The 20,044-nt window shown below is 59.9% G+C and carries 20 protein-coding genes; 7 read left to right on the forward strand and 13 right to left on the reverse strand.

Annotated elements, in window-relative coordinates; translation table 11 throughout:
• Window positions 1-130: 130 nt before the first annotated feature.
• The 3 genes from cueR to LRO94_RS04095 form a co-directional block, all read right to left on the reverse strand.
• Window positions 131-532: a Cu(I)-responsive transcriptional regulator gene (gene cueR / locus LRO94_RS04085; protein ID WP_122764427.1), complete on the reverse strand. Its 402-nt coding sequence runs from the start codon at window positions 530-532 to the stop codon at window positions 131-133.
• The gene (locus tag LRO94_RS04090; RefSeq protein ID WP_179179565.1) at window positions 529-2,730 is read right to left on the reverse strand and encodes a heavy metal translocating P-type ATPase; all 2,202 of its coding nucleotides are present in this window, start codon (window positions 2,728-2,730) and stop codon (window positions 529-531) included. The genes cueR and LRO94_RS04090 overlap by 4 nt, the downstream gene beginning before the upstream one ends.
• Window positions 2,731-2,796: 66 nt before the next feature.
• Window positions 2,797-3,177 (reverse strand): hypothetical protein, encoded by a 381-nt coding sequence (locus LRO94_RS04095; protein ID WP_032887115.1) that lies wholly within the window; start codon window positions 3,175-3,177, stop codon window positions 2,797-2,799.
• Between the two features lie 147 nt (window positions 3,178-3,324).
• Here LRO94_RS04095 and LRO94_RS04100 point away from each other — a divergent pair, with 147 nt between their 5' ends.
• Window positions 3,325-3,522, forward strand: coding sequence for a heavy-metal-associated domain-containing protein (locus LRO94_RS04100; RefSeq protein WP_032887113.1), 198 nt, complete (start codon window positions 3,325-3,327; stop codon window positions 3,520-3,522).
• Window positions 3,523-3,606: 84 nt separating this feature from the next.
• A complete protein-coding gene (locus tag LRO94_RS04105) occupies window positions 3,607-4,800 on the forward strand; it encodes a multidrug effflux MFS transporter (protein ID WP_032887112.1) in 1,194 nt (397 codons plus the stop codon).
• Window positions 4,801-4,808: 8 nt separating this feature from the next.
• On the opposite strand, the gene LRO94_RS04110 is transcribed toward LRO94_RS04105, so the two are convergent.
• The 3 genes from LRO94_RS04110 to LRO94_RS04120 all read right to left on the reverse strand — a co-directional run bounded on the left by LRO94_RS04110 (window position 4,809) and on the right by LRO94_RS04120 (window position 6,461).
• The gene (locus LRO94_RS04110) at window positions 4,809-4,982 is read right to left on the reverse strand and encodes a hypothetical protein (RefSeq protein ID WP_163033283.1); all 174 of its coding nucleotides are present in this window, start codon (window positions 4,980-4,982) and stop codon (window positions 4,809-4,811) included.
• Between the two features lie 147 nt (window positions 4,983-5,129).
• Window positions 5,130-6,143 carry a zinc-binding alcohol dehydrogenase family protein gene (locus tag LRO94_RS04115; protein ID WP_032887110.1) on the reverse strand — a complete coding sequence of 338 codons (1,014 nt, stop codon included), beginning with the start codon at window positions 6,141-6,143 and terminating at the stop codon, window positions 5,130-5,132.
• Window positions 6,144-6,167: 24 nt separating this feature from the next.
• Window positions 6,168-6,461, reverse strand: a complete 294-nt coding sequence (locus LRO94_RS04120) for a putative quinol monooxygenase (protein ID WP_122753907.1) — start codon at window positions 6,459-6,461, stop codon at window positions 6,168-6,170.
• A gap of 116 nt (window positions 6,462-6,577) precedes the next feature.
• On the opposite strand from LRO94_RS04120, the gene LRO94_RS04125 reads away from it, so the two are divergent.
• Window positions 6,578-7,504 (forward strand): LysR family transcriptional regulator, encoded by a 927-nt coding sequence (locus tag LRO94_RS04125; protein ID WP_179179564.1) that lies wholly within the window; start codon window positions 6,578-6,580, stop codon window positions 7,502-7,504.
• Between the two features lie 137 nt (window positions 7,505-7,641).
• Window positions 7,642-8,328, forward strand: a complete 687-nt coding sequence (locus tag LRO94_RS04130; RefSeq protein ID WP_032887106.1) for an ArsR/SmtB family transcription factor — start codon at window positions 7,642-7,644, stop codon at window positions 8,326-8,328.
• A gap of 46 nt (window positions 8,329-8,374) precedes the next feature.
• Here LRO94_RS04130 and LRO94_RS04135 read toward each other — a convergent pair whose 3' ends face one another.
• Window positions 8,375-9,328, reverse strand: a complete 954-nt coding sequence (locus LRO94_RS04135; RefSeq protein WP_032887105.1) for an adenosine deaminase — start codon at window positions 9,326-9,328, stop codon at window positions 8,375-8,377.
• Window positions 9,329-9,522: 194 nt separating this feature from the next.
• On the opposite strand from LRO94_RS04135, the gene LRO94_RS04140 reads away from it, so the two are divergent.
• Entirely contained in the window at window positions 9,523-10,614 is a 1,092-nt protein-coding gene (locus LRO94_RS04140; protein WP_032887104.1) for a calcium:proton antiporter, read from the forward strand.
• A 76-nt stretch (window positions 10,615-10,690) separates the two neighbouring features.
• Here the strand turns inward: LRO94_RS04140 and LRO94_RS04145 are convergent, their stop codons facing one another.
• The 6 genes from LRO94_RS04145 to LRO94_RS04170 form a co-directional block, all read right to left on the reverse strand.
• Window positions 10,691-12,049, reverse strand: coding sequence for an 8-oxoguanine deaminase (locus LRO94_RS04145; RefSeq protein ID WP_179179563.1), 1,359 nt, complete (start codon window positions 12,047-12,049; stop codon window positions 10,691-10,693).
• 144 nt (window positions 12,050-12,193) lie between these two features.
• Window positions 12,194-12,880: an SDR family oxidoreductase gene (locus LRO94_RS04150; protein WP_179179562.1), complete on the reverse strand. Its 687-nt coding sequence runs from the start codon at window positions 12,878-12,880 to the stop codon at window positions 12,194-12,196.
• A gap of 57 nt (window positions 12,881-12,937) precedes the next feature.
• A complete protein-coding gene (locus LRO94_RS04155; RefSeq protein ID WP_032887101.1) occupies window positions 12,938-13,519 on the reverse strand; it encodes an IMPACT family protein in 582 nt (193 codons plus the stop codon).
• A gap of 12 nt (window positions 13,520-13,531) precedes the next feature.
• Window positions 13,532-14,191, reverse strand: coding sequence for a TetR/AcrR family transcriptional regulator (locus LRO94_RS04160; RefSeq protein WP_032887099.1), 660 nt, complete (start codon window positions 14,189-14,191; stop codon window positions 13,532-13,534).
• A gap of 87 nt (window positions 14,192-14,278) precedes the next feature.
• Entirely contained in the window at window positions 14,279-15,673 is a 1,395-nt protein-coding gene (locus tag LRO94_RS04165; RefSeq protein ID WP_179179561.1) for a uracil-xanthine permease family protein, read from the reverse strand.
• Between the two features lie 87 nt (window positions 15,674-15,760).
• Window positions 15,761-16,681, reverse strand: coding sequence for a LysR family transcriptional regulator (locus LRO94_RS04170; protein ID WP_032887097.1), 921 nt, complete (start codon window positions 16,679-16,681; stop codon window positions 15,761-15,763).
• Window positions 16,682-16,806: 125 nt separating this feature from the next.
• On the opposite strand from LRO94_RS04170, the gene LRO94_RS04175 reads away from it, so the two are divergent.
• Both LRO94_RS04175 and LRO94_RS04180 read left to right on the forward strand, forming a co-directional pair.
• On the forward strand, window positions 16,807-18,156 hold the full coding sequence (locus LRO94_RS04175; RefSeq protein ID WP_179179560.1) for an aspartate aminotransferase family protein: 1,350 nt from the start codon (window positions 16,807-16,809) through the stop codon (window positions 18,154-18,156).
• Between the two features lie 39 nt (window positions 18,157-18,195).
• On the forward strand, window positions 18,196-19,689 hold the full coding sequence (locus LRO94_RS04180) for a CoA-acylating methylmalonate-semialdehyde dehydrogenase (RefSeq protein WP_032887095.1): 1,494 nt from the start codon (window positions 18,196-18,198) through the stop codon (window positions 19,687-19,689).
• The last annotated feature ends 355 nt before the right edge of the window (window positions 19,690-20,044 follow it).

A 20,044-nucleotide genomic window follows, 5' to 3' on the forward strand; every position in this document is an offset into this window, starting at 1 on the left:
ATGAAGATCAAAATGTGGGAGGGGGCTTGCTCCCGATAGCGGTGTGTCAGTTACAGATATTGAGACTGACACACCGCCATCGGGAGCAAGCCCCCTCCCACATTGGTTTTGTAGTCAGTCAGTTAGAGCCTCACGCGCAGCAGCTTCCTGAAGCCAACTCCTTGAGAATCGGACAATCCGGCCGATGATCGCCCTGGCAGTGCTCCACCAGATCTTGCAACGTATCCCGCAACTGCCCCAGCTCCAGAATCTTCTGGTTCAACGCCTCGATATGCTGGCGCGCCAAGGCTTTCACGTCGGCGCTGGCCCGTTGCCGGTCCTGCCACAGGGTCAGCAGCTTGCCGACCTCTTCCAATGAAAACCCCAGATCCCGCGAGCGTTTGATAAACGCCAATGTGTGCAAGTCGTCCGTGCCGTACACACGGTAGCCACTGTCGGTGCGGTGGGCGGCTTTGAGCAGGCCGATGGATTCGTAGTAGCGAATCATCTTGGCGCTCAGCCCGCTTTGGCGTGCGGCTTGGCCGATGTTCATGGGCGTTGATCCTCCAGGTCAGTGGGTTTCCAGGTTTTCAACAACAGTGCATTGCTCACCACGCTGACGCTGGACAAGGCCATAGCCGCGCCCGCCAGCACCGGGTTGAGCAGGCCGAATGCGGCCAGGGGAATACCGATCAAGTTATACACAAACGCCCAGAACAGGTTCTGGCGGATTTTTGCGTAGGTCTTGCGGCTGATCTCCAGAGCGGCCGGCACCAGGCGTGGGTCGCCGCGCATCAGGGTGATACCGGCAGCATGCATGGCCACGTCGGTGCCGCCGCCCATGGCGATGCCGATATCGGCCGCCGCCAGGGCCGGGGCGTCGTTGATGCCGTCGCCGACCATCGCCACCACGCCGGTTTTTTTCAGATGGGCGACGGTGGCGGCTTTATCGGCGGGCAGCACTTCAGCGTGGACATCGTCGATGCCCAGTGCGTGCGCCACCACGCGGGCGCTGCCGCGGTTGTCGCCGGTGAGCAAGTGGCTGCTGATGTGCTGGGCCTTGAGTTGCTCAACGGCTTCCAACGCACCGGGTTTGAGGGTGTCGCCAAAGGCGAACAACCCGAGTACGCGCGGTTGTGGACCCTGTTCGATCAGCCAGGACAGGGTGCGGCCTTCGGACTCCCAATCGCTGGCGACACCTGCCAAGTCACCCGCGCTCAAGCCGATTTCTTCCAGCAGACGGCGATTGCCCAGTGCCAGTGGCCGACCGTCGAGGGTGCCGGCAATGCCGCGCCCGGTCAGGGATTGGCTGACGCTTACATCAGGCACCTTCAGCCCTTGTTCGCTGCAGGCATCCAACACGGCTTTTGCCAGGGGATGTTCGCTGCCGCGTTGCAGCGCGCCGGCCTGTTGCAGCAGCAGGGCTTGATTGCCATCCACCGCGACCAAGTGGGCGATTTTTGGCGTGCCGGAGGTGAGGGTGCCCGTCTTGTCGAAGACCACGGCGCTCACTGCGTGGGCGCGCTCCAGCGCTTCGGCGTCCTTGATCAGGATGCCGTAGCGGGCGGCGACACCGGTGCCGGCCATGATTGCAGTCGGCGTGGCCAGGCCAAGGGCGCAAGGGCAGGCGATCACCAGCACGGCCACGGCGTTGATAATCGCGGTCTCCAGCGACGCGCCGTACAGCCACCATCCCACCAGCGTGAGCACCGCCAGTACCAGCACGGTCGGGACGAAGACCTGGCTGACTTTATCCACCAGTTTCTGAATCGGCGCCTTGGCGGCTTGAGCGTCTTCCACCAGGCGGATGATGCGTGCCAGGACACTTTCAGCACCAAGGGCGGTGGTGCGGACCAGCAGACGACCTTCGCCGTTGATGGCACCGCCGGTGACTTTATCGCCGGGTTGTTTCGGCACCGGCAGGCTTTCACCGCTGATCAACGCCTCGTCGGCATGGCTTTGGCCTTCGGTCACTTCACCGTCCACCGGGAAACGCTCGCCGGGTTTGACCAACACCAGGTCATCGAGCTTCAACGCGCTGATGGCGACGTCTTCTTCACGGCCATCCTGCACACGCAGTGCACGTTCAGGGCGCAGGGCTTCCAGCGCACGGATGGCGCTGGCAGTCTGGCGTTTAGCACGGCTTTCCAGGTATTTGCCCAGCAATACCAAGGCAATTACCACCGCTGAAGCTTCGAAGTACAGGTGGGGCGCCATACCCGCATGTGCGGTGAGCCATTCATAAATGCTCAGGCCGTAACCGGCGCTGGTGCCGATGGCGACCAGCAGGTCCATATTACCGGCGCCGGCGCGTACGGCTTTCCAGGCGGCTATGTAGAAGCGCGCACCGAAAATGAATTGCACGGGCGTGGCGAGGGCGAACTGCATCCAGGGCGGGAGCATCCAGTGCAGGCCAAAGGGCTCCACCAGCATCGGCAGCACCAACGGCAATGCCAGCGCAATGGCCAGCAGCAGCGACCAACGCTCGCGGTGCAGGCGCTGGGCTTGATCGGTATCGGTGGCGATTTCGCTTTGAGGCAGGCTGGCGCTGTAACCGGCCTTGTCGACCGCCGCAATCAGCACGGCGGGGTCCATTTGGCCCTGCACTTCGACGTGGGCGCGCTCGTTGGCCAGGTTGACACTGACGCTTTGCACCCCCGGCACCTTGCCCAGCGCACGCTCGACACGCCCGGCACAGCTGGCGCAGGTCATGCCGCTGATGGGCAGATCAAAGGTGGTGGATCCATTCATGGGGCATTCCTCCAGAAGAAGTTGCCCCTAGCATCAACCTTGACCTGTGGGTAAGGTCAAGCGCCTTCAGTAATCCAATGCAGCCGCTTTGAGGTACATGCCATCCGGGCCCTGGGCGATCCGTAACTTGCGTACGTCACCGGCCTTGAGCGTGATGTTTTGCGCGGGCGGGGCGAGCAGGCCAGGCAGGCAGCCCGCAGCTTGGCCCGGCAGCAGCTTCAGGCGCAGTGACACATTGCCGGCGGGCAGGTTGAACGAGGTGGCCTGCTCCTGGTACAGGCGCCCGGCCAACTGGTCTTGGATGTACAGGCCGATCTCGCAATTGGTCAGCACTTCCAGGCGTTCCCGGGAAATGATCAACACCGCATAGTCTTGATCGGCACTGGCCATGGGCGCAGCGGCAGACAAACTCATCAAGCCGGCAAGGGCAAAATACGACCAGCGCATGGCGAATGCTCCGTGGTGTGAATCAAAGATGGTTCAAGCTTGGCCGACAGTGCCGCCGAATACCAGCCCGGCCGATTTTTTCAGAACTTGACCTTGCCATTGTGGCAAGGTCGAGACTGGGTTCAACCTCATCAAAGGAGTTATGTCATGCAAGTATTCAGTGTTGAAGGAATGACCTGCGGCCATTGCGTCCGGGCGGTGACCCAGGCGGTACAGAGTAAGGATTCAAGCGCTAGTGTGAAGGTCGACCTGGCCGCCAAGGAAGTGGGCGTGGAAAGCCGCTTGTCTGCCGAAGAGGTAATCAGCTTGATCACCGAGGAAGGCTACAGCGCCAAGCTCGCCTGATTTTAATAGTTAGCGAGCTATCGTTATATTCAAGGCATCCAGGCCCGGCTAGACTGTCGGGCTGCCGACTCTCTTGGGTGCCTGATGAACCTTCGCATAATCCTGATTCTGGGTGCCTTGAGCGCCTTTGCGCCGCTGGCGATCGATTTCTACCTGCCGGGCTTCCCGGCGATGGCCACAGCGTTTGCCACCGATGAAAAACACATCCAGCTGACCCTGGCGGTGTATTTCGCCGGTCTGGCCATTGGCCAATTGATCTATGGCCCGCTGGCGGACCGTTTTGGTCGGCGCGGGCCGCTGCTCAGCGGCGTGACTCTATTTACCCTGGCGTCCTTCGCCTGCGCCTACGCGCCCTCCCTCGATTGGCTGATTGGCGCACGCTTCGTGCAGGCCCTTGGCGGCTGCGCGGGCATGGTGATTTCCCGCGCGGTGGTCAGCGACAAATGCGATGCCGTGGGCTCGGCCAAGGTGTTTTCCCAGTTGATGCTGGTGACCGGCCTGGCGCCGATTCTTGCGCCGCTGGCCGGCGGGGTGATGGTCGGGTTGTGGGGCTGGCAGTCGATTTTCCTGGCATTGACGATCTTCAGTGTGATGGCCGCTATCGCCGTGGCATTCGGCTTGCCTGAAACCTTTCCGGCCCATCAGCCACGCCAGCCGTTGTCGGGCTCGTTGCGCCGCTATTTTGGGCTGTTGTCCGACCGGGTTTACCTCGGTTACGCCCTTACCGGCGCGCTGTCGATTGCCGGGATGTTTGCCTACATCGCGGGTTCACCGTTCGTGTTTATCAAACTGTATGGCGTGCCCGCTGAGCATTACGGCTGGGTATTCGGCTCCAACGCCGCTGGCTTCATCCTGGTGGCGCAGCTCAACGCTCGCTTGCTGGCCAAGCGTGGCCCGGCGTTTTTGCTGTCGCGTTCGGTGTGGGTGTATCTGCTGGCGGGTCTGACGCTGCTGGGCATCACGGCGTTGCGCACCGATGCGCTATGGCCATTGCTGGTGCCGCTGTTTATCTGCATCGCCAGTCTGGGCTGCATTTTGCCCAACACCTCGGCGTGTGCCATGAGCGGGCAGGGTGCTCGGGCAGGCAGTGCGTCGGCATTGCTCGGCTGCATCCAGTTCGGTGTGGCGGCGGGGGCGGCGTCGCTGGTGGGGGTGTTGCACGATGGCACGGCCATGCCAATGGCGATGGTCATCAGCCTGTGCGGTGTATTGGCGGTGACGGTGGCCGTGTCGACCCAACGCCTGCAACGGGCCAGAGCCTTGCAGGCGCAGGGCTGAGAGGCGGGTCAGCCAGCGGCGGAGTGTTGCTGGCTGATTGGAAAACGGTGGGGCGCCTTGATACGCGCTTGCAGGGTATCGGCAAAGGCGCGCGCCTCGGCTTCAGTGTGGAAAGTAATGGCTTTCTGGTCCAGACGGACCTCCCACTGGGATTTTGCTAACGCTTTTATCAGGATCTTCATTGCTGACTTCCTCACGTAAAAGAATCGTGGCAAAGGCGGCCAATATAAACCCCGGATACGCTCACAAATATGACAAAGATCAACTCTCTGACTAGCGGTGTCGTCCATTACTCACACGAATAACGGACAACACTGACAGCCGTTGTTTTAGAACCCTTCCAGCACGATCTTGCCCTTGGCCTTGCCGCTTTCCAGCAGTGCATGGGCCCGGCGCAGATTCGCCGCATTGATCACGCCGAAGTGCTCTCCCACCGTGGTTTTCAAGGTGCCGGCGTCGATCAGCTCGGCCACGCGATTGAGTAGGTTGTGCTGCTCAATCATGTCCGGCGTCTCGAACATCGAGCGCGTGTACATAAACTCCCAATGCAGCGACAGGCTCTTGCGCTTGAGTTTGCTCACGTCCAACGCCTTGGGGTCGTCGATCAGTGCCAGCTTGCCTTGGGGTTGCAGCGCTTCGACCAACTGGTCCAGGTGATGCTCGGTTTGGGTCAGGCTGGCGACGTGGGTGACCTGCGGGTGGCCGGCTTGTTTCAACGCTTCACTCAGCGGTTGGCTGTGGTCGATCACCAGGTCGGCGCCGAGGGCCTTGGTCCATTCCTGGGTTTCCGGGCGCGAGGCGGTGCCGATTACTTTCAATCCGGTGAGCTGGCTGGCCAGTTGGGTCAGGATCGAGCCCACGCCACCTGCGGCACCAACGATAAGCAGGCTCTGGCCTCCGTCTTCTTTACCTTCACGCACCTGCAGGCGCTCGAACAGCAGTTCCCAGGCGGTGATGGCGGTCAGCGGCAGCGCGGCGGCTTCGGCAAAGCTCAGGCTCTTGGGCATATGGCCGACGATACGCTCGTCCACAGTGTGCAGTTCACTGTTGCCACCTGGGCGTACCAAGGAGCCGGCGTAGAACACTTTGTCGCCGACCTTGAACAGGCTCACGTCACTGCCGACCGCCTTGACCACACCGGCGACGTCCCAGCCCAGCACTTTGGCGGCGCCGTTTTCCGGGGCGACGTTCTGGCGCACCTTGGTGTCCACCGGGTTCACCGAGATGGCTTTGACTTCCACCAGCAGGTCGCGGGGGCCGGCGACGGGCGCCGGCAATTCGATGTCTTGCAGGGATTTTTCATCGGTGATTGGCAGTGATGCGTAGTAGGCAATGGCTTTCATGAGGGCTCCGGAAAAAGGCGGTGATCAGGCGAGAAACTTCAGGCGCTTGAGTTCGAAGTGTTCGAGTACATCAGCGGCCTTGGCGCGAAAACTTTGGATATGTGCGCTTTGGTCATGGTCGGCCAGTGCGGCGTCATCGCTCCAGCGTTCGAGCATGTAGAAAGTCTCGGGGTGTTGCAGGTCTTGGTGCAGGTCGTATTGCTCGCAACCGGCTTCAAGGCGGGTAGGTTCCAGCAGGCCGCGCAGCAGGATTTCCAGGGTGGCCTGTTGGCCAGGTTTGGCGATCAGCGTGGCGATGACGTTAAAAGCTGTGGGCATATTCAATTCCAGACACGTAATGAACGGGATGGACAGATGATTGGTCATTTCCCCTGAAGATAAAAGCGGCTAAAACAGCACTCTGTTTCAATAATATTTTGATAATGGGTGGGTGGATGCTGCGTTTTGATGATTTGCAGTTGTTTGTGCGCGCTGCGGACTTGGGGAGTTTGTCGGCGGCGGCGCGGGTGATGGACTTGTCGCCTGCCGTGGCCAGCGCGGCGCTCAAGCGTATCGAGCAACAATTGGGCGCGCGCTTGCTGGCCCGTTCCACCCGCAGCCTGCGCCTGACTGCCGAAGGCGAGGGCTTTCTGGAATACGCCCGCGCCTCGTTGAGCTCCCTTGATGAAGGGCGACGTCTTTTGGCCAGCGGTCAGGACCATGTCAGCGGTGTGCTGCAACTGTCGGCGCCCTCGGATTTCGGCCGCAACCAACTGCTGCCGTGGCTGGACGAGTTCCAGCGTGAGTATCCGCAGCTCGCCGTGCGCCTGCTGTTGGGTGACCGGATTGCTGACCTGTTCCGCCAGCCGGTGGACATTGCCCTGCGTTATGGTGAGCCCGAGGACTCCAGCCTGATTGCACTGCCCGTCGCGCCGCGCAACGTTCGTGTGCTGTGCGCAGCCCCCAGTTACCTCGCACGCCACGGTGAGCCGCGACACTTGGAGCAATTGGCCCAGCACAATTGCTTGCTGTATATGCTCGGCACCCGAGTGCATGACCACTGGACGTTTCACGACGGCAAGCGCGAAGTCAGCCTGACGGTCAGCGGCGACCGCTTCAGCGACGATGCCGATGTGGTGCGCCGCTGGGCCGTGGCGGGTATGGGCATTGCCTATAAATCCTGGCTGGATGTGAGCACCGACGTGCTGGCTGGACGACTGCGCCTGATCCTGCCGGAGCTGCGCGGCGAGCGCACGCCGCTCAATCTGCTGTGTGCCCATCGCGCGCAGTTGAGCAAACCCATCAACCTGCTGCGGGAAATGCTCGTAGCTCGCTGTGCGACATTGACGGCTCAATTGTCGGAGCGATTGGAGCTCGTGTAATAGCCTCCGTAACGCAAGGAAATTTCACTCAAAACCCGTCCCTACTCTGGCTGTCAGACGCCACGGAACCCGCCCTTGGCGCACTTATACTCTGGCGCCTACCGCATCAGAAAAGTAATTCGACAGGGAGTGAATCGATGGAAGAAGCACCATGCATTAGTCAGATTGCCAGCTTGCTTGCTGAGCCAAAACGCACAGCCATGCTGTGGTCCTTGATGGACGGCTCGGCGAAGTCGTCGAAGGAACTGGCGGCACTTACCGGTCTACCGTCGGCCTCGGCCAATGCACATCTGGCGCGGCTGACCAGTAGCGGCTTGCTGCGAACCGAAGCGCGGTATGGCAAGCGACTGTTTCGCTTGGCAGACGGCGATGTCAGCGCCGCCATCCATGCCTTGGCCAGTACTACCCTGGCCAGTGCCACACGCAGTGCGCCGGGTGTTTCAACGCAGGTCTTGGTTGCGCCGCCGTCATTACGCCGTGCTCGGCTGTGTCATGGTCATCTTGGTGGCGAGCTGGCGGCGCAGTTGTATGAACGAATGATGGCGGCGAGGTGGATCGAGCGCCATGAGCAACGGCTCGCCGTCACATTCAAGGGCGCGCAGCAAATGGCGGGCCTGGGCATTTTTACCCAAGCATTGGCAATGCCGCTGCTGTGCGATTGTTTTGACTGGAGCCAGCAGCAACCACACCTCGGGGGCGCGCTGGGTGCTGGGTTGTTTCAGTTGTTCCTGCAATCGAACTGGATCAGCCTGGTCAACGAGTCCCAGGCTGTGGTGGTCAACGACGTCGGGCTGGAAGAGATCGCCCGATTGGCCGCGCTGTAGGAGCAGGCGCCGTGGTCACAGGCGCTCACTCCAACATTCGCTCACGTCAGGGCTTTACGAGTCGCGCATCCAGGCTGTTCTGTGCCAGGCGTTTGGCCTGGTCTTGGGTCATGCCCAAGGAGGTGTACAGCGCGTGGAAGTTCTCGGTGACATAACCGCCGAAGTAGGCCGGGTCATCGGAGTTCACGGTCACTTTCACGCCACGCTCAAGCATGTCGAGGATGTTGTGCTGGGCCATGTCGTCGAACACGCAGAGCTTGGTGTTGGACAGCGGGCACACGGTGAGTGGGATCTGCTCGTCAATGATGCGCTGCATCAGGCGTTCGTCTTCGATGGCGCGCACGCCATGGTCGATTCGCTGGATTTTCAGCAGGTCGATGGCTTCCCAGATGTACTCCGGTGGGCCTTCTTCGCCGGCGTGGGCAACGGTGAGGAAGCCTTCATGGCGGGCACGGTCGAACACGCGCTGGAACTTGCTCGGCGGGTGACCCATCTCGGAGCTGTCCAGGCCCACGGCCACGAACGCGTCACGGAACGGCAGCGCCTGGTCGAGGGTTTTTTGTGCTTCGTCTTCGCTCAGGTGACGCAGGAAGCTGAGGATCAGCCCGCTGGTGATGCCCAGTTGCTGCTCGCCATCTTTGAGTGCTGCGGCGATACCGTTGAGTACGACTTCGAACGGCACGCCACGGTCGGTGTGGGTTTGCGGGTCGAAGAAGGGTTCGGTGTGGATCACGTTCTGCTCTTTGCAGCGCAGCAGGTAGGCCCAGGTCAGGTCGTAGAAGTCCTGAGACGTGCGCAGCACATCGGCGCCCTTGTAATACAGGTCCAGAAACTCTTGCAGGTTGTTGAACGCGTAGGCCTTGCGCAAGGTTTCGACGTCGTTCCACGGCAGCGCAATCTTGTTGCGCTCGGCCAGGGCGAACAGCAGCTCAGGCTCCAGCGAGCCCTCCAGGTGCAGGTGCAGTTCAGCCTTGGGCAGGGCGTTGAGCCAATCGTACATGTCTAAATTCTCATCAGGTGCAATGGCGGCATTCTACAGGGCATAGCCGAAATAATCGGTAAAACCTGACCGGCAGGAGAGTATTCGTTTTATTCGCGCAAGAGGGTTGTGAACTAAGGTGTAACGAAACGTTAGCAGCGTGGCGCAGTCTGTACCCCATCAATGACTGATTTGCTGTACGAAAAAGGCCCCGAATGCTCACCTCCCTCAAGCAAGAAAAATTCATGCTACTGGCGCTGATTGCCGCCATCGCCGCCTACCCGCTGGAGCACTGGATGCTGCACAGCGGGCAAATAGTCGCGCTGTTGGCAGGCGTGGCGCTGATTGGTTTTATCGTAGTGGCGTCGATGCGCGTGGCCCACCACGCCGAGCAACTGGCGGAGAAAGTTGGCGACCCCTACGGCACCATGATCCTTACCCTGGCCGCCGTGCTGGTGGAAGTGGTGATCCTGGCGATCATGATGAGTAATGAGCCATCGCCCACCCTGGTGCGTGACACTATTTATTCGGCAGTGATGCTGGATATCAACGGCATCCTCGGCCTGGCCGCCTTGATGGGCGGCATCAAGCACGGCGAGCAGTCCTACAACGACGACTCGGCGCGCACCTACAGCGTGATGATCCTCACCGCCATGGGCGTGTCGATGGTGGTGCCGGAATTCATCCCCGAAGCTGACTGGAAAATTTACTCAGCCTTCACCATTGGCGCGATGGTGGTGCTCTACACCTTGTTCCTGCGTATGCAGGTGGGGCCGCACAGTTATTTCTTCAGCTACAGCTATCCGGAAAAACGCCGCAAAAAACTGCCGGAAGAGGAGCAAACGCCGCCGGTGAATCTGGTGTTCTCCATCGGCACGTTGGTGTTTGGCGTGATTGTGATTGGCGCGTTGGCCGAGGTGATGTCCAAGACCCTCGACCTGGGTCTGGAAGGCACGGGCGCACCCCCGGTGATTACGGCGATTGTGGTTGCAGCCATTTCGGCGGCGCCGGAAATTCTCACGGCCTTGCGCGCCGCATTGGCCAACCGCATGCAGTCGGTGGTGAATATTGCACTGGGAGCGTCGTTGTCGACGGTGATTTTGACGGTGCCGGTGATGGAGGCCATGGCGCTCTACACTGGCCAGCCTTTCCAGATGGCGATGACGCCGGTGCAAACGGTGATGGTGTTTATCACGCTGATTGTCAGTGCGATCAACCTCAACGATGGCGAAACCAACGCTATCGAAGGGATGACCCATTTTGTGCTGTTTGCGACATTCATCATGTTGTCGCTGCTGGGATTGTAAGAACACAGTAGATAAAAAGCGGGAGGGGTGGTGCGACGAATCGACGTTCCCCTCCCGCATGTTGAACGGTGTTTACTTAGGTCCCTGCGATCAATCGTCGCGCCGCCTGGCTGTGATCGGCGATCAAACGTTTCAGATCCAGGCCCTCGACCTGCCCGTCGATCACTCGCCATTTGCCCGCGACCATCACCCGATCCGCACGATCCGCACCACACAACAGCAGCGCCGAAATCGGATCATGGCTACCGGAGAACCGCAGCTCATCAAGTTTGAACAGCGCCAGATCCGCCTGTTTACCCACGGCCAATTCACCGATATCCGTACGCCCCAGCAACTGCGCCGAACCTTTGGTGGCCCAGCCGAGCACGCCTTCGGGGGTGATCTTTTCTGCGCCATAACGTAGACGCTGGATGTACAGGGCCTGTCGTGCTTCGAGAATCATGTTCGATGCATCATTGGAGGCGGAACCGTCCACGCCCAGGCCGATGGGCGCGCCCGCGGCTAGCAAGTCGAGGGTAGGGCAGATGCCGGACGCCAGGCGCATATTTGAGCTTGGGCAGTGGCAGATACCGGTACCGGCGGCGCCAAGGCGGGCGATTTCATCAGGGTTGAAGTGAATGCCATGTGCCAGCCAAGTGCGTGGGCCGAGCCAGCCCACGCTGTCGAGGTAATCCACGGTGCGCAGGCCGAAGCGTTGCAGGCAAAAATCTTCTTCGTCGAGGGTTTCCGCCAGATGGGTGTGCAGGCGCACGTCTAGGCTGTTGGCCAGTTCGGCGCTGGCGCGCATGATTTCCGGTGTGACGGAGAACGGCGAGCAAGGCGCCAGGGCAATCTGGATCTGTGCGCCGTCGCCGCGTTGGTGGTATTCGCGGATCAAGCGCTGGCTGTCGTCGAGGATGACCTGCCCTTGTTGCACGGTCTGTTGCGGCGGGAGGCCACCGTCGGCTTCGCCCAGGCTCATGGAGCCCCGGGTAAGCATGGCGCGCATGCCTAATTCGCGCACCGTATCAACTTGCACGTCGATGGCATTTTCCAGGCCGTCGGGGAACAGGTAGTGGTGGTCGGCGGCGGTGGTGCAGCCCGAGAGTAGCAATTCGGCCAAGGCGACTTTGGTGGCCAGAGCAAGTTTCTCGGGCGTCAGACGCGCCCACACCGGGTACAGCGTTTTCAGCCAGGGGAACAACGGCTGATTGACCACCGGCGCCCAGGCACGGGTGAGGGTTTGGTAAAAATGATGGTGGGTGTTGATCAGGCCGGGCAGGATCACATGTTCGCGTGCGTCGAACACCTGTCCACAAGGCACAGCGGGCTCTTTTCCCCAGCCCAGCACTTCGGTGATCACACCGTCCTGCTGCACCAGGCCGCCACGGGCATCAAGGCCATTGGCAGTGAAAATCGCGAGGGGGTTTTTTAACCAGATACGGGGCGCAGGCATTGGCCGGCTCCTCTGAATGATGGGTTCAGGTTTGCCAGCTCAGTGTTGCCCTGTCTGCTGATCCAGGGTCGCCGGTTGGGGCGAGGGCGCAGTCTACGCGCGCAGCGTTATCGACGGCAATCAGTCGATAACGCTGCTCGTCGCTTACCAGGCGATGGTGTCGCCTTTGTAGTCCACGAAGTGGTGACCACCTTTGCCGGTGTAGGCATTTACCTGATCCACCAGGCCGCGCACGCTGGTGTCGACATCGATGTGCGCGTTTTCGCCGCCCATGTCGGTCTTCACCCAGCCAGGATGCAGTGACAGAACAGTGAGTGTGTGGTCGCCCAGTTGAGTGATGAAGCTGTTGGTCATGGAGTTCAGCGCGGCCTTGCTGGCCTTGTACAGCGCCAGGTCTGAGCCGTCGGGGATCATTACGCTGCCCAATACCGAACTCATGAATGCGAGCACGCCGCTGTCTTTGCGGATCTGCCCGACAAAGCGCTGCGCCAGGTTGATCGGCGCCACGGCATTAGTGAAAAACAACTGGCCGACTTCCGCGAGAGTGGCGTGACCGGGCTCCTGGTTGGCCGGACCCTTGACGCCGGCGTTGACGAACAGCAGGTCGAAGGTGCGCTCTTTGAGGCGCTGGGCCAGGGCGATCACGGCTTGCTGATCGTCCATGTCCAGTTTTTCGATCTGCACCGGACCCACCGCTTTAAGGGCATCAGCCTTGCTCGGATCACGCACGGTGGCGGTCACGTCCCAGCCGTCCTGGAGCAATTGCTTGACCAGGCCAAGGCCCAGCCCGCGCGAGGCGCCGATGATCAGTGCGGTTTTTGGCGTAGACATGAAAAGCTTCCTTTAGAGTCGCGGTTCAGGGGGATTCAGCAAATAACAGTAACAGTTTCAGCGTTGCAGCAGGATACGCCCACGGCTCAGGTCGGCGAGCTGGGCTTGGAGCGTGTCGATGTGCGCCTCACCCAGTGCCAGTTGCAACTCCACACCGTTGGCGGTGAAGTTTTCTTCCACCACTAGGCCGCCAAGTTCAGCAACGCGCAGCTTCACCAAGTTCAGTTCGGAGAATCCACAGGCGCAACTCAGTGGTACGCGGCTGATCAGTTCGAGACGCTCGGCATTCTGCAGGCATTTGTTCGCTCCGCCGCCATAGGCACGGGCGAGGCCGCCGGTGCCCAATTGGATGCCGCCGTACCAGCGAATCACCAATACCGCGACTTGATCAAAACCCTGGGCTTCGATGGCTGCGAGAATCGGCCGCCCGGCAGTGCCACCGGGTTCGCCGTCGTCACTGCTGCGGTATTGGTCGGCCAGCTTCCAGGCCCAGCAGTTATGCGTGGCGTTCAGGTCGCTGTGTTGCTCGAAAAAAGCCTGAGCGTCCTGCGGGCTGGTGATCGGGGCGGCGAGGGTGATGAAGCGGCTTTTACGTATTTCTTCACGAAACTCGCAAAGGCCGGTGAGCGTGAAAGGCATAAGTGACTTCGTCTAGAGGCTCGGCTTGATGCCGCAGCCTTTGAGAATGATGTGGATCAGGTTGGTGCCGGCATCTTCCATATCTTGCTTGGTCAGCTTGGTGCGACCGGTGACGCGGCAGATCTGGGTGGCGAAGTCTGCGTAGTGCTGGGTGCTGCCCCACAGCAGGAAGATCAGGTGCACGGGGTCGATGGGGTCCATCTTGCCGGCGTCGATCCAGGCTTGGAACACTGCCGCCCGGCCACTGAACCACGTGCGGTAATCCTGGCTGAAATATTCGGTGAGGCATTCGCCGCCGCTGATGATCTCCATGGCGAAGATCCGCGAGGCCTGGGGTTGGCGTCGCGAAAACTCCATCTTGGTGCGGATGTAGCGGGAGAGGGCCACGGCAGGGTCGTCCTCGGCGGTCAGCGTGTTGAAGGTGCTGTCCCACAGTTCGAGGATATTGCTGAGCACGGCGATATACAGGCCCAGCTTGTTCGTGAAGTAGTAGTGCAAGTTGGCCTTCGGCAATCCGGCGCTGGCAGCAATAGTGTTCATGCTGGTGCCCTTGTAGCCATGGCGCGCGAATTCATCTTCAGCAGCCTGGAGAATCGCTTGTTCGTTCTTTTGCCGAATGCGGCTGGCGGGCTTACCGGCGTGGTTGCTGTGGGCAGGAACTTCGAGGCTCATGGAGATTACCGTGCTGATCGATAGAGACGACGTGTGCACAGATAACCCACCCTCAAGCCTCAGACAAGTCCCGATGCAATAAAACCCTTAAAGCGGTTCCAAGGTGTCGCTTTCCGGCGCTTGGTTTGCGGCAGTTTCGATCGCCTTGGATTCCGGCAGTAGCAGGCACAGTACGATGGCGGTCAGCCCGCCGCTGGTGATGGCGGAGTCGAACAAGTTCTGCACCAGGGTTGGCATCAGGTGAAGCAGATTGGGTTGGGCGGCGATGCCCAGGCCGACGCCAAACGACGTGGCGATGATCAGCATGCTGCGTCGGTCCAGCGGCGCCTGGGCGAGGATGCGCACGCCAGCGGCGGCCACACTGCCGAACATCACCAGGGTCGCGCCGCCCAATACGGGTTTGGGGATTTGCTGCAGCACCGCGCCAATCAACGGAAACAAACCGAGGCAAAACAGCACCACGCCTATATATAAGCCAACGTAACGGCTGGCCACGCCAGTGAGTTGGATTACGCCATTGTTCTGAGCAAAGGTGGTGTTGGGGAAGGCACTGAAAGTGGCCGCGATCATGCAGCTCACGCCATCACCCAGTACGCCTCCCTTGAGTCGGCTTATATAAGAAGGGCCGCTGATGGGCTGGCGGGCGATCATGCAGTTGGCGGTGAGGTCGCCGACGGTCTCGATGCTGCTGATCAGGTAAATCAGCGCGATCGGTAGGAAAGCGCTCCAGTCGAAGTTGAATCCAAAGCGAAACGGAATCGGCAGGCTCACCAGAGGTAAGTCAGGCAGGGCTTGGGGCACGAGTTTGCCGCTGAACCACGCAGCCAGGCTGCCAAGGGCCAGACCGATAATGATCGCCGAGAGCCGCACCCAGGGCGTGTTGGAACGGTTGAGCAGAATGATCGTCAGCACCACGAACAGGCCCAATGCAAGATTGGTGGGCGCGCCGAAGTCAGGGGCGTTGATGCCACCGCCGAGGTCGGTAATGCCGACTTTGATCAGGCTGATGCCGATTAGCGTGATGACAATCCCTGTCACCAAAGGCGTGATGACTCGGCGCAGTTGGCCGATAAAACGGCTCAGCACGATCTGCACCGCCGCGCCGAAAAAGCACACGCCGAAGATCATCGCCATGATGTCTTCCGGGCTGCCGCCGCGTTGTTTCACCAGGAAGCCTGCCGACAGTACCGCGCCGAGAAAGGCAAAGCTGGTGCCTTGCAGGCAAATCATCCCGGCGCCTATCCCAAATGGCCTACGCGCCTGGATGAATGTGCCGACACCGGACACCATCAACGCCATACTGATCAGATAGGGCAAATGGGCGGTCAGGCCCAGAGTGGAGCCGATGATCAGTGGCGGAGTGATGATGCCGACAAAAGCGGCCAGCACGTGCTGCAGTGCGGCCAGAAATGCCGGGACGGGTTTGGGGCGGTCGTTGAGGCCGTAGATCAGGTCGCTGGGGGTGGAGGATTCTGGTGGCATGGCGGGCTAACTCAAGGCGGATGGTCAAGTTCCATCTGTTCTTGCAAAAAGCTGTCCAGTTGCTCAGCTTTTAGCGTAAAGCCTGAGCTAGCGCGTTGTGGCCAGACTGTCGAGGAAGCTTTCCAGCACCAAATGAGGGCGACGGCCCTTGCGTGTGACCGATGCGAGGCTTAAATCGTAAAAACGCGTAGCCGATTTCAGCGCACGCAGTCGGCCTTGTTGTACCCAGAGGCTGGCGTAGTGGTCGGGCAGGTAGCCGATGTAGCGGCCGGTCAGGATCAGGAACGCCATGCCTTCGCGGTCCGAGGCGCTGGCGGTGCAGTTGAGCGCTTGGTAATGGGCCTGGATTTCGGCAGGCAAACGGAATGTTGGAGCGATGGCGTCCTGGCTGTCGATGCGCTCGTCGCCCAACTGCTTGTCTTCGGCGTAAAACAACGGATGGCCGACTGCGCAATAGAGCAGCGAGCGTTCGCTGTACAGCGGTTGGTACTCCAATCCCGAAAGGGCGCTGGCCTGGGGCACTACGCCCACATGTAAACGACCATCGAGTACGCCTTGTTCGACTTCATTGGGGGCGATCATGCGGATTTGGATCTGCACGTCTGGGCCGCGCTCCTTTAATTGGGCCAAGGCGTGAGTGATGCGCATGTGGGGCAGGGTGACGAGGTTGTCGGTGAGGCCAATGATCAACTCGCCGCGCAAATGCTGGTGCAGACCGTTGACCTCGGTACGAAAACTTTCCAGTGCACTTAATAGTTGCAGGGCTGACTGATAGACCTCGCGGCCTTCTTCGGTCAGTGAGAACCCCGCGCGGCCACGTTGGCAGAGGCGCAATCCGAGACGCTGTTCAAGGTCGCTCATTTGCTGACTGATGGCCGAGCGCCCGATGCCGAGCACGGTTTCCGCTGCCGAGAAGCCGCCGCATTCCACCACACTCCGGAAGATGCGTAGCAGGCGAATATCAAAGTCGCTCACTTGGGCGAGAGGATCGGGTCGACGGCTGCTCATAGTTTAGTGAAGGCCTGACTGAAGGTTAGAAGAGTTGAATTTCACCGACTTTATCGCCGTGGCAATTTAGCTGCAACAACGCGTTTCAATCCCGACGCGGCCTTTTGCCCTGCGAGGTTTTGCTGATGAACATGCCTGAAAACGCCCCATCGTCCCTGGCCAGCCAACTGAAGTTGGACGCGCACTGGATGCCCTACACGGCCAACCGCAACTTCCAGCGTGACCCGCGCCTGATCGTGGCCGCCGAAGGTAGCTGGTTGACCGATGACAAAGGCCGCAAGGTGTACGACTCGTTGTCTGGCCTGTGGACGTGCGGCGCCGGGCACACACGCAAGGAAATCCAGGAAGCGGTGGCCAAGCAATTGGGTACGTTGGATTACTCCCCTGGCTTCCAGTACGGTCATCCGTTGTCCTTCCAACTGGCGGAAAAGATTACCGACCTGACCCCAGGCAACCTTAATCATGTGTTCTTCACTGACTCCGGCTCCGAGTGTGCCGATACTGCGGTGAAGATGGTGCGTGCCTACTGGCGCCTGAAGGGCCAAGCCACCAAGACCAAGATGATCGGACGCGCCCGTGGCTATCACGGTGTGAACATCGCGGGCACCAGCCTGGGCGGCGTGAACGGCAACCGTAAGATGTTTGGCCAGGCGATGATGGACGTTGACCATTTGCCGCACACCTTGCTGGCAAGCAATGCCTTCTCCCGCGGCATGCCTGAGCTGGGCGGCATCGCATTGGCCGATGAGTTGCTCAAGCTGATTGAGCTGCATGACGCTTCCAACATCGCGGCAGTGTTTGTCGAACCGATGGCTGGTTCCGCTGGCGTGTTGGTGCCGCCGCAGGGTTATCTCAAGCGCCTGCGAGAGATTTGTGACCAGCACAACATCCTGCTGGTGTTTGACGAAGTGATCACCGGTTTTGGCCGTACCGGCTCGATGTTCGGCGCCGACAGCTTCGGCGTGACTCCGGATCTGATGTGCATCGCCAAGCAAGTCACCAATGGCGCGATCCCCATGGGCGCGGTGATTGCCAGCAGCGAGATCTATCAGACCTTTATGAACCAGGCGACGCCTGAGTACGCGGTGGAATTTCCACACGGCTACACCTACTCGGCGCACCCCGTTGCTTGCGCGGCTGGCCTGGCGGCACTCGACCTGTTGCAGAAGGAAAGCCTGGTGCAGAGCGTAGCCGAAGTCGCTCCGCACTTTGAGAATGCGCTGCACGGCTTGAAGGGCAGCAAGAACGTGATCGACATTCGCAACTACGGCTTGGCCGGTGCGATCCAGATTGCCCCGCGTGACGGTGATGCCATCGTGCGTCCATTCGAGGCAGGCATGGCTTTGTGGAAGGCAGGTTTCTACGTGCGCTTTGGCGGCGACACCCTGCAGTTCGGGCCAACCTTCAACAGCAAGCCGCAGGATCTGGATCGCCTGTTTGATGCGGTCGGCGAAGTGCTGAACAAGATCGACTGATTTCTCTTTCTATATAGAACAACTTTTCAGGAGCCCTGCATGAGCCTTATCCAGCATTTGATCAACGGTGAGTTGGTCAACGACAGTGGTCGCAGTGCCGACGTATATAACCCGTCCACCGGCCAGGTGATTCACCAAGTTCCGCTGGCCAGCCGTGAAACCATTCAACAGGCGATCGACTCGGCCAAGGCCGCATTCCCGGCGTGGCGTAATACCCCGCCGGCCAAGCGTGCCCAGGTGATGTTTCGTTTCAAGCAGTTGCTGGAACAGAACGAAGCGCGAATCTCGCAGTTGATCAGCGAGGAGCATGGCAAGACCCTGGAAGACGCGGCGGGTGAGTTGAAGCGTGGCATCGAGAACGTTGAGTACGCATGCTCGGCGCCGGAGATTCTGAAGGGCGAGTACAGCCGCAACGTTGGGCCGAACATTGATGCTTGGTCGGACTTTCAGCCGTTGGGCGTGGTAGCGGGTATTACGCCGTTCAACTTCCCGGCTATGGTGCCGCTGTGGATGTATCCGCTGGCAATCGTATGCGGTAACTGCTTCATCCTGAAGCCTTCGGAGCGTGATCCGAGTTCGACGCTGCTGATTGCGCAACTGTTGCAGGAAGCCGGTCTGCCTAAAGGCGTGCTGAGTGTGGTGCACGGTGATAAGGGCGCGGTTGACGCATTGATTGAGGCGCCGGAAGTCAAAGCGCTGAGTTTTGTGGGGTCGACGCCGATTGCTGAGTACATCTATTCCGAAGCGACCAAGCGCGGCAAGCGCGTGCAGGCGCTGGGCGGGGCGAAGAACCACGCCGTACTGATGCCAGATGCGGACTTGGATAATGCGGTCAGTGCGCTGATGGGCGCGGCGTATGGCTCCTGCGGGGAGCGCTGCATGGCCATCTCTGTGGCCGTCTGCGTAGGTGACCAGGTAGCTGATGCGTTGATCGCCAAGCTGGTGCCGCAGATTAAGGCGCTGAAGATAGGTGCGGGCACGACGTGTGGGCTGGATATGGGGCCGCTGGTAACCGGTCAGGCGCGGGATAAGGTCAGCGGCTACATAGAAGACGGTGTTGCTTCGGGTGCAGAGTTGGTGGTCGATGGCCGTGGGCTAAGTATTACCGGGAATGAAGATGGCTTCTTCCTCGGTGGCAGCCTGTTTGACCGTGTGACGCCCGAGATGCGCATCTATAAGGAGGAGATCTTCGGGCCGGTGTTGTGCGTGGTCCGGGTGAGCAGCCTGGAGGCGGCGATGCAATTGATCAACGACCATGAGTATGGGAACGGTACGTGCATCTTCACCCGTGATGGTGAGGCGGCCCGTCTGTTCTGTGATGAGATTGAAGTGGGTATGGTTGGGGTGAACGTTCCACTGCCGGTTCCGGTGGCTTATCACAGCTTTGGTGGCTGGAAACGCTCGCTGTTTGGTGACTTACATGCGTACGGTCCGGATGGCGTGCGTTTTTACACCCGGCGCAAGGCGATTACCCAGCGTTGGCCTCAGCGGGCCAGTCATGAGGCGTCGCAGTTTGCTTTCCCTAGTCTGTAAGGCTCTATGAGCAGAAAGCCGGCCCTTTTGGGCCGGCTTTTTCGTTTCTAGGGCTTTTTTTGAGTTATATGGCAAAAATATGAAAAAGAAGGTTGACCACAGATTCTAGGAGCCTATAATTCGCCCCACTTCCGGCGCAGTCGAAACGGAAAACTCCTTGGTAAACAACGAGTTACGCAGTTTTCGGCAGTAAGTTGCTTCAGCTCATCGAAGCCAAAAGGAAGTTGAAAAAGAGGTGTTGACAGCAGCGTGTAACGCTGTAGAATTCGCCTCCCGCTGATGAGAGATCAGAAGCGCAAGTGGTTGAAGTTGTTGAAGAAATCTTCGAAAGCTTCTGAAAATAATCACTTGACAG

The sequence above is a fragment of the Pseudomonas sivasensis genome (genome assembly GCF_021391435.1).
GTDB classification, from domain to species: Bacteria; Pseudomonadota; Gammaproteobacteria; order Pseudomonadales; family Pseudomonadaceae; genus Aquipseudomonas; species Aquipseudomonas sivasensis.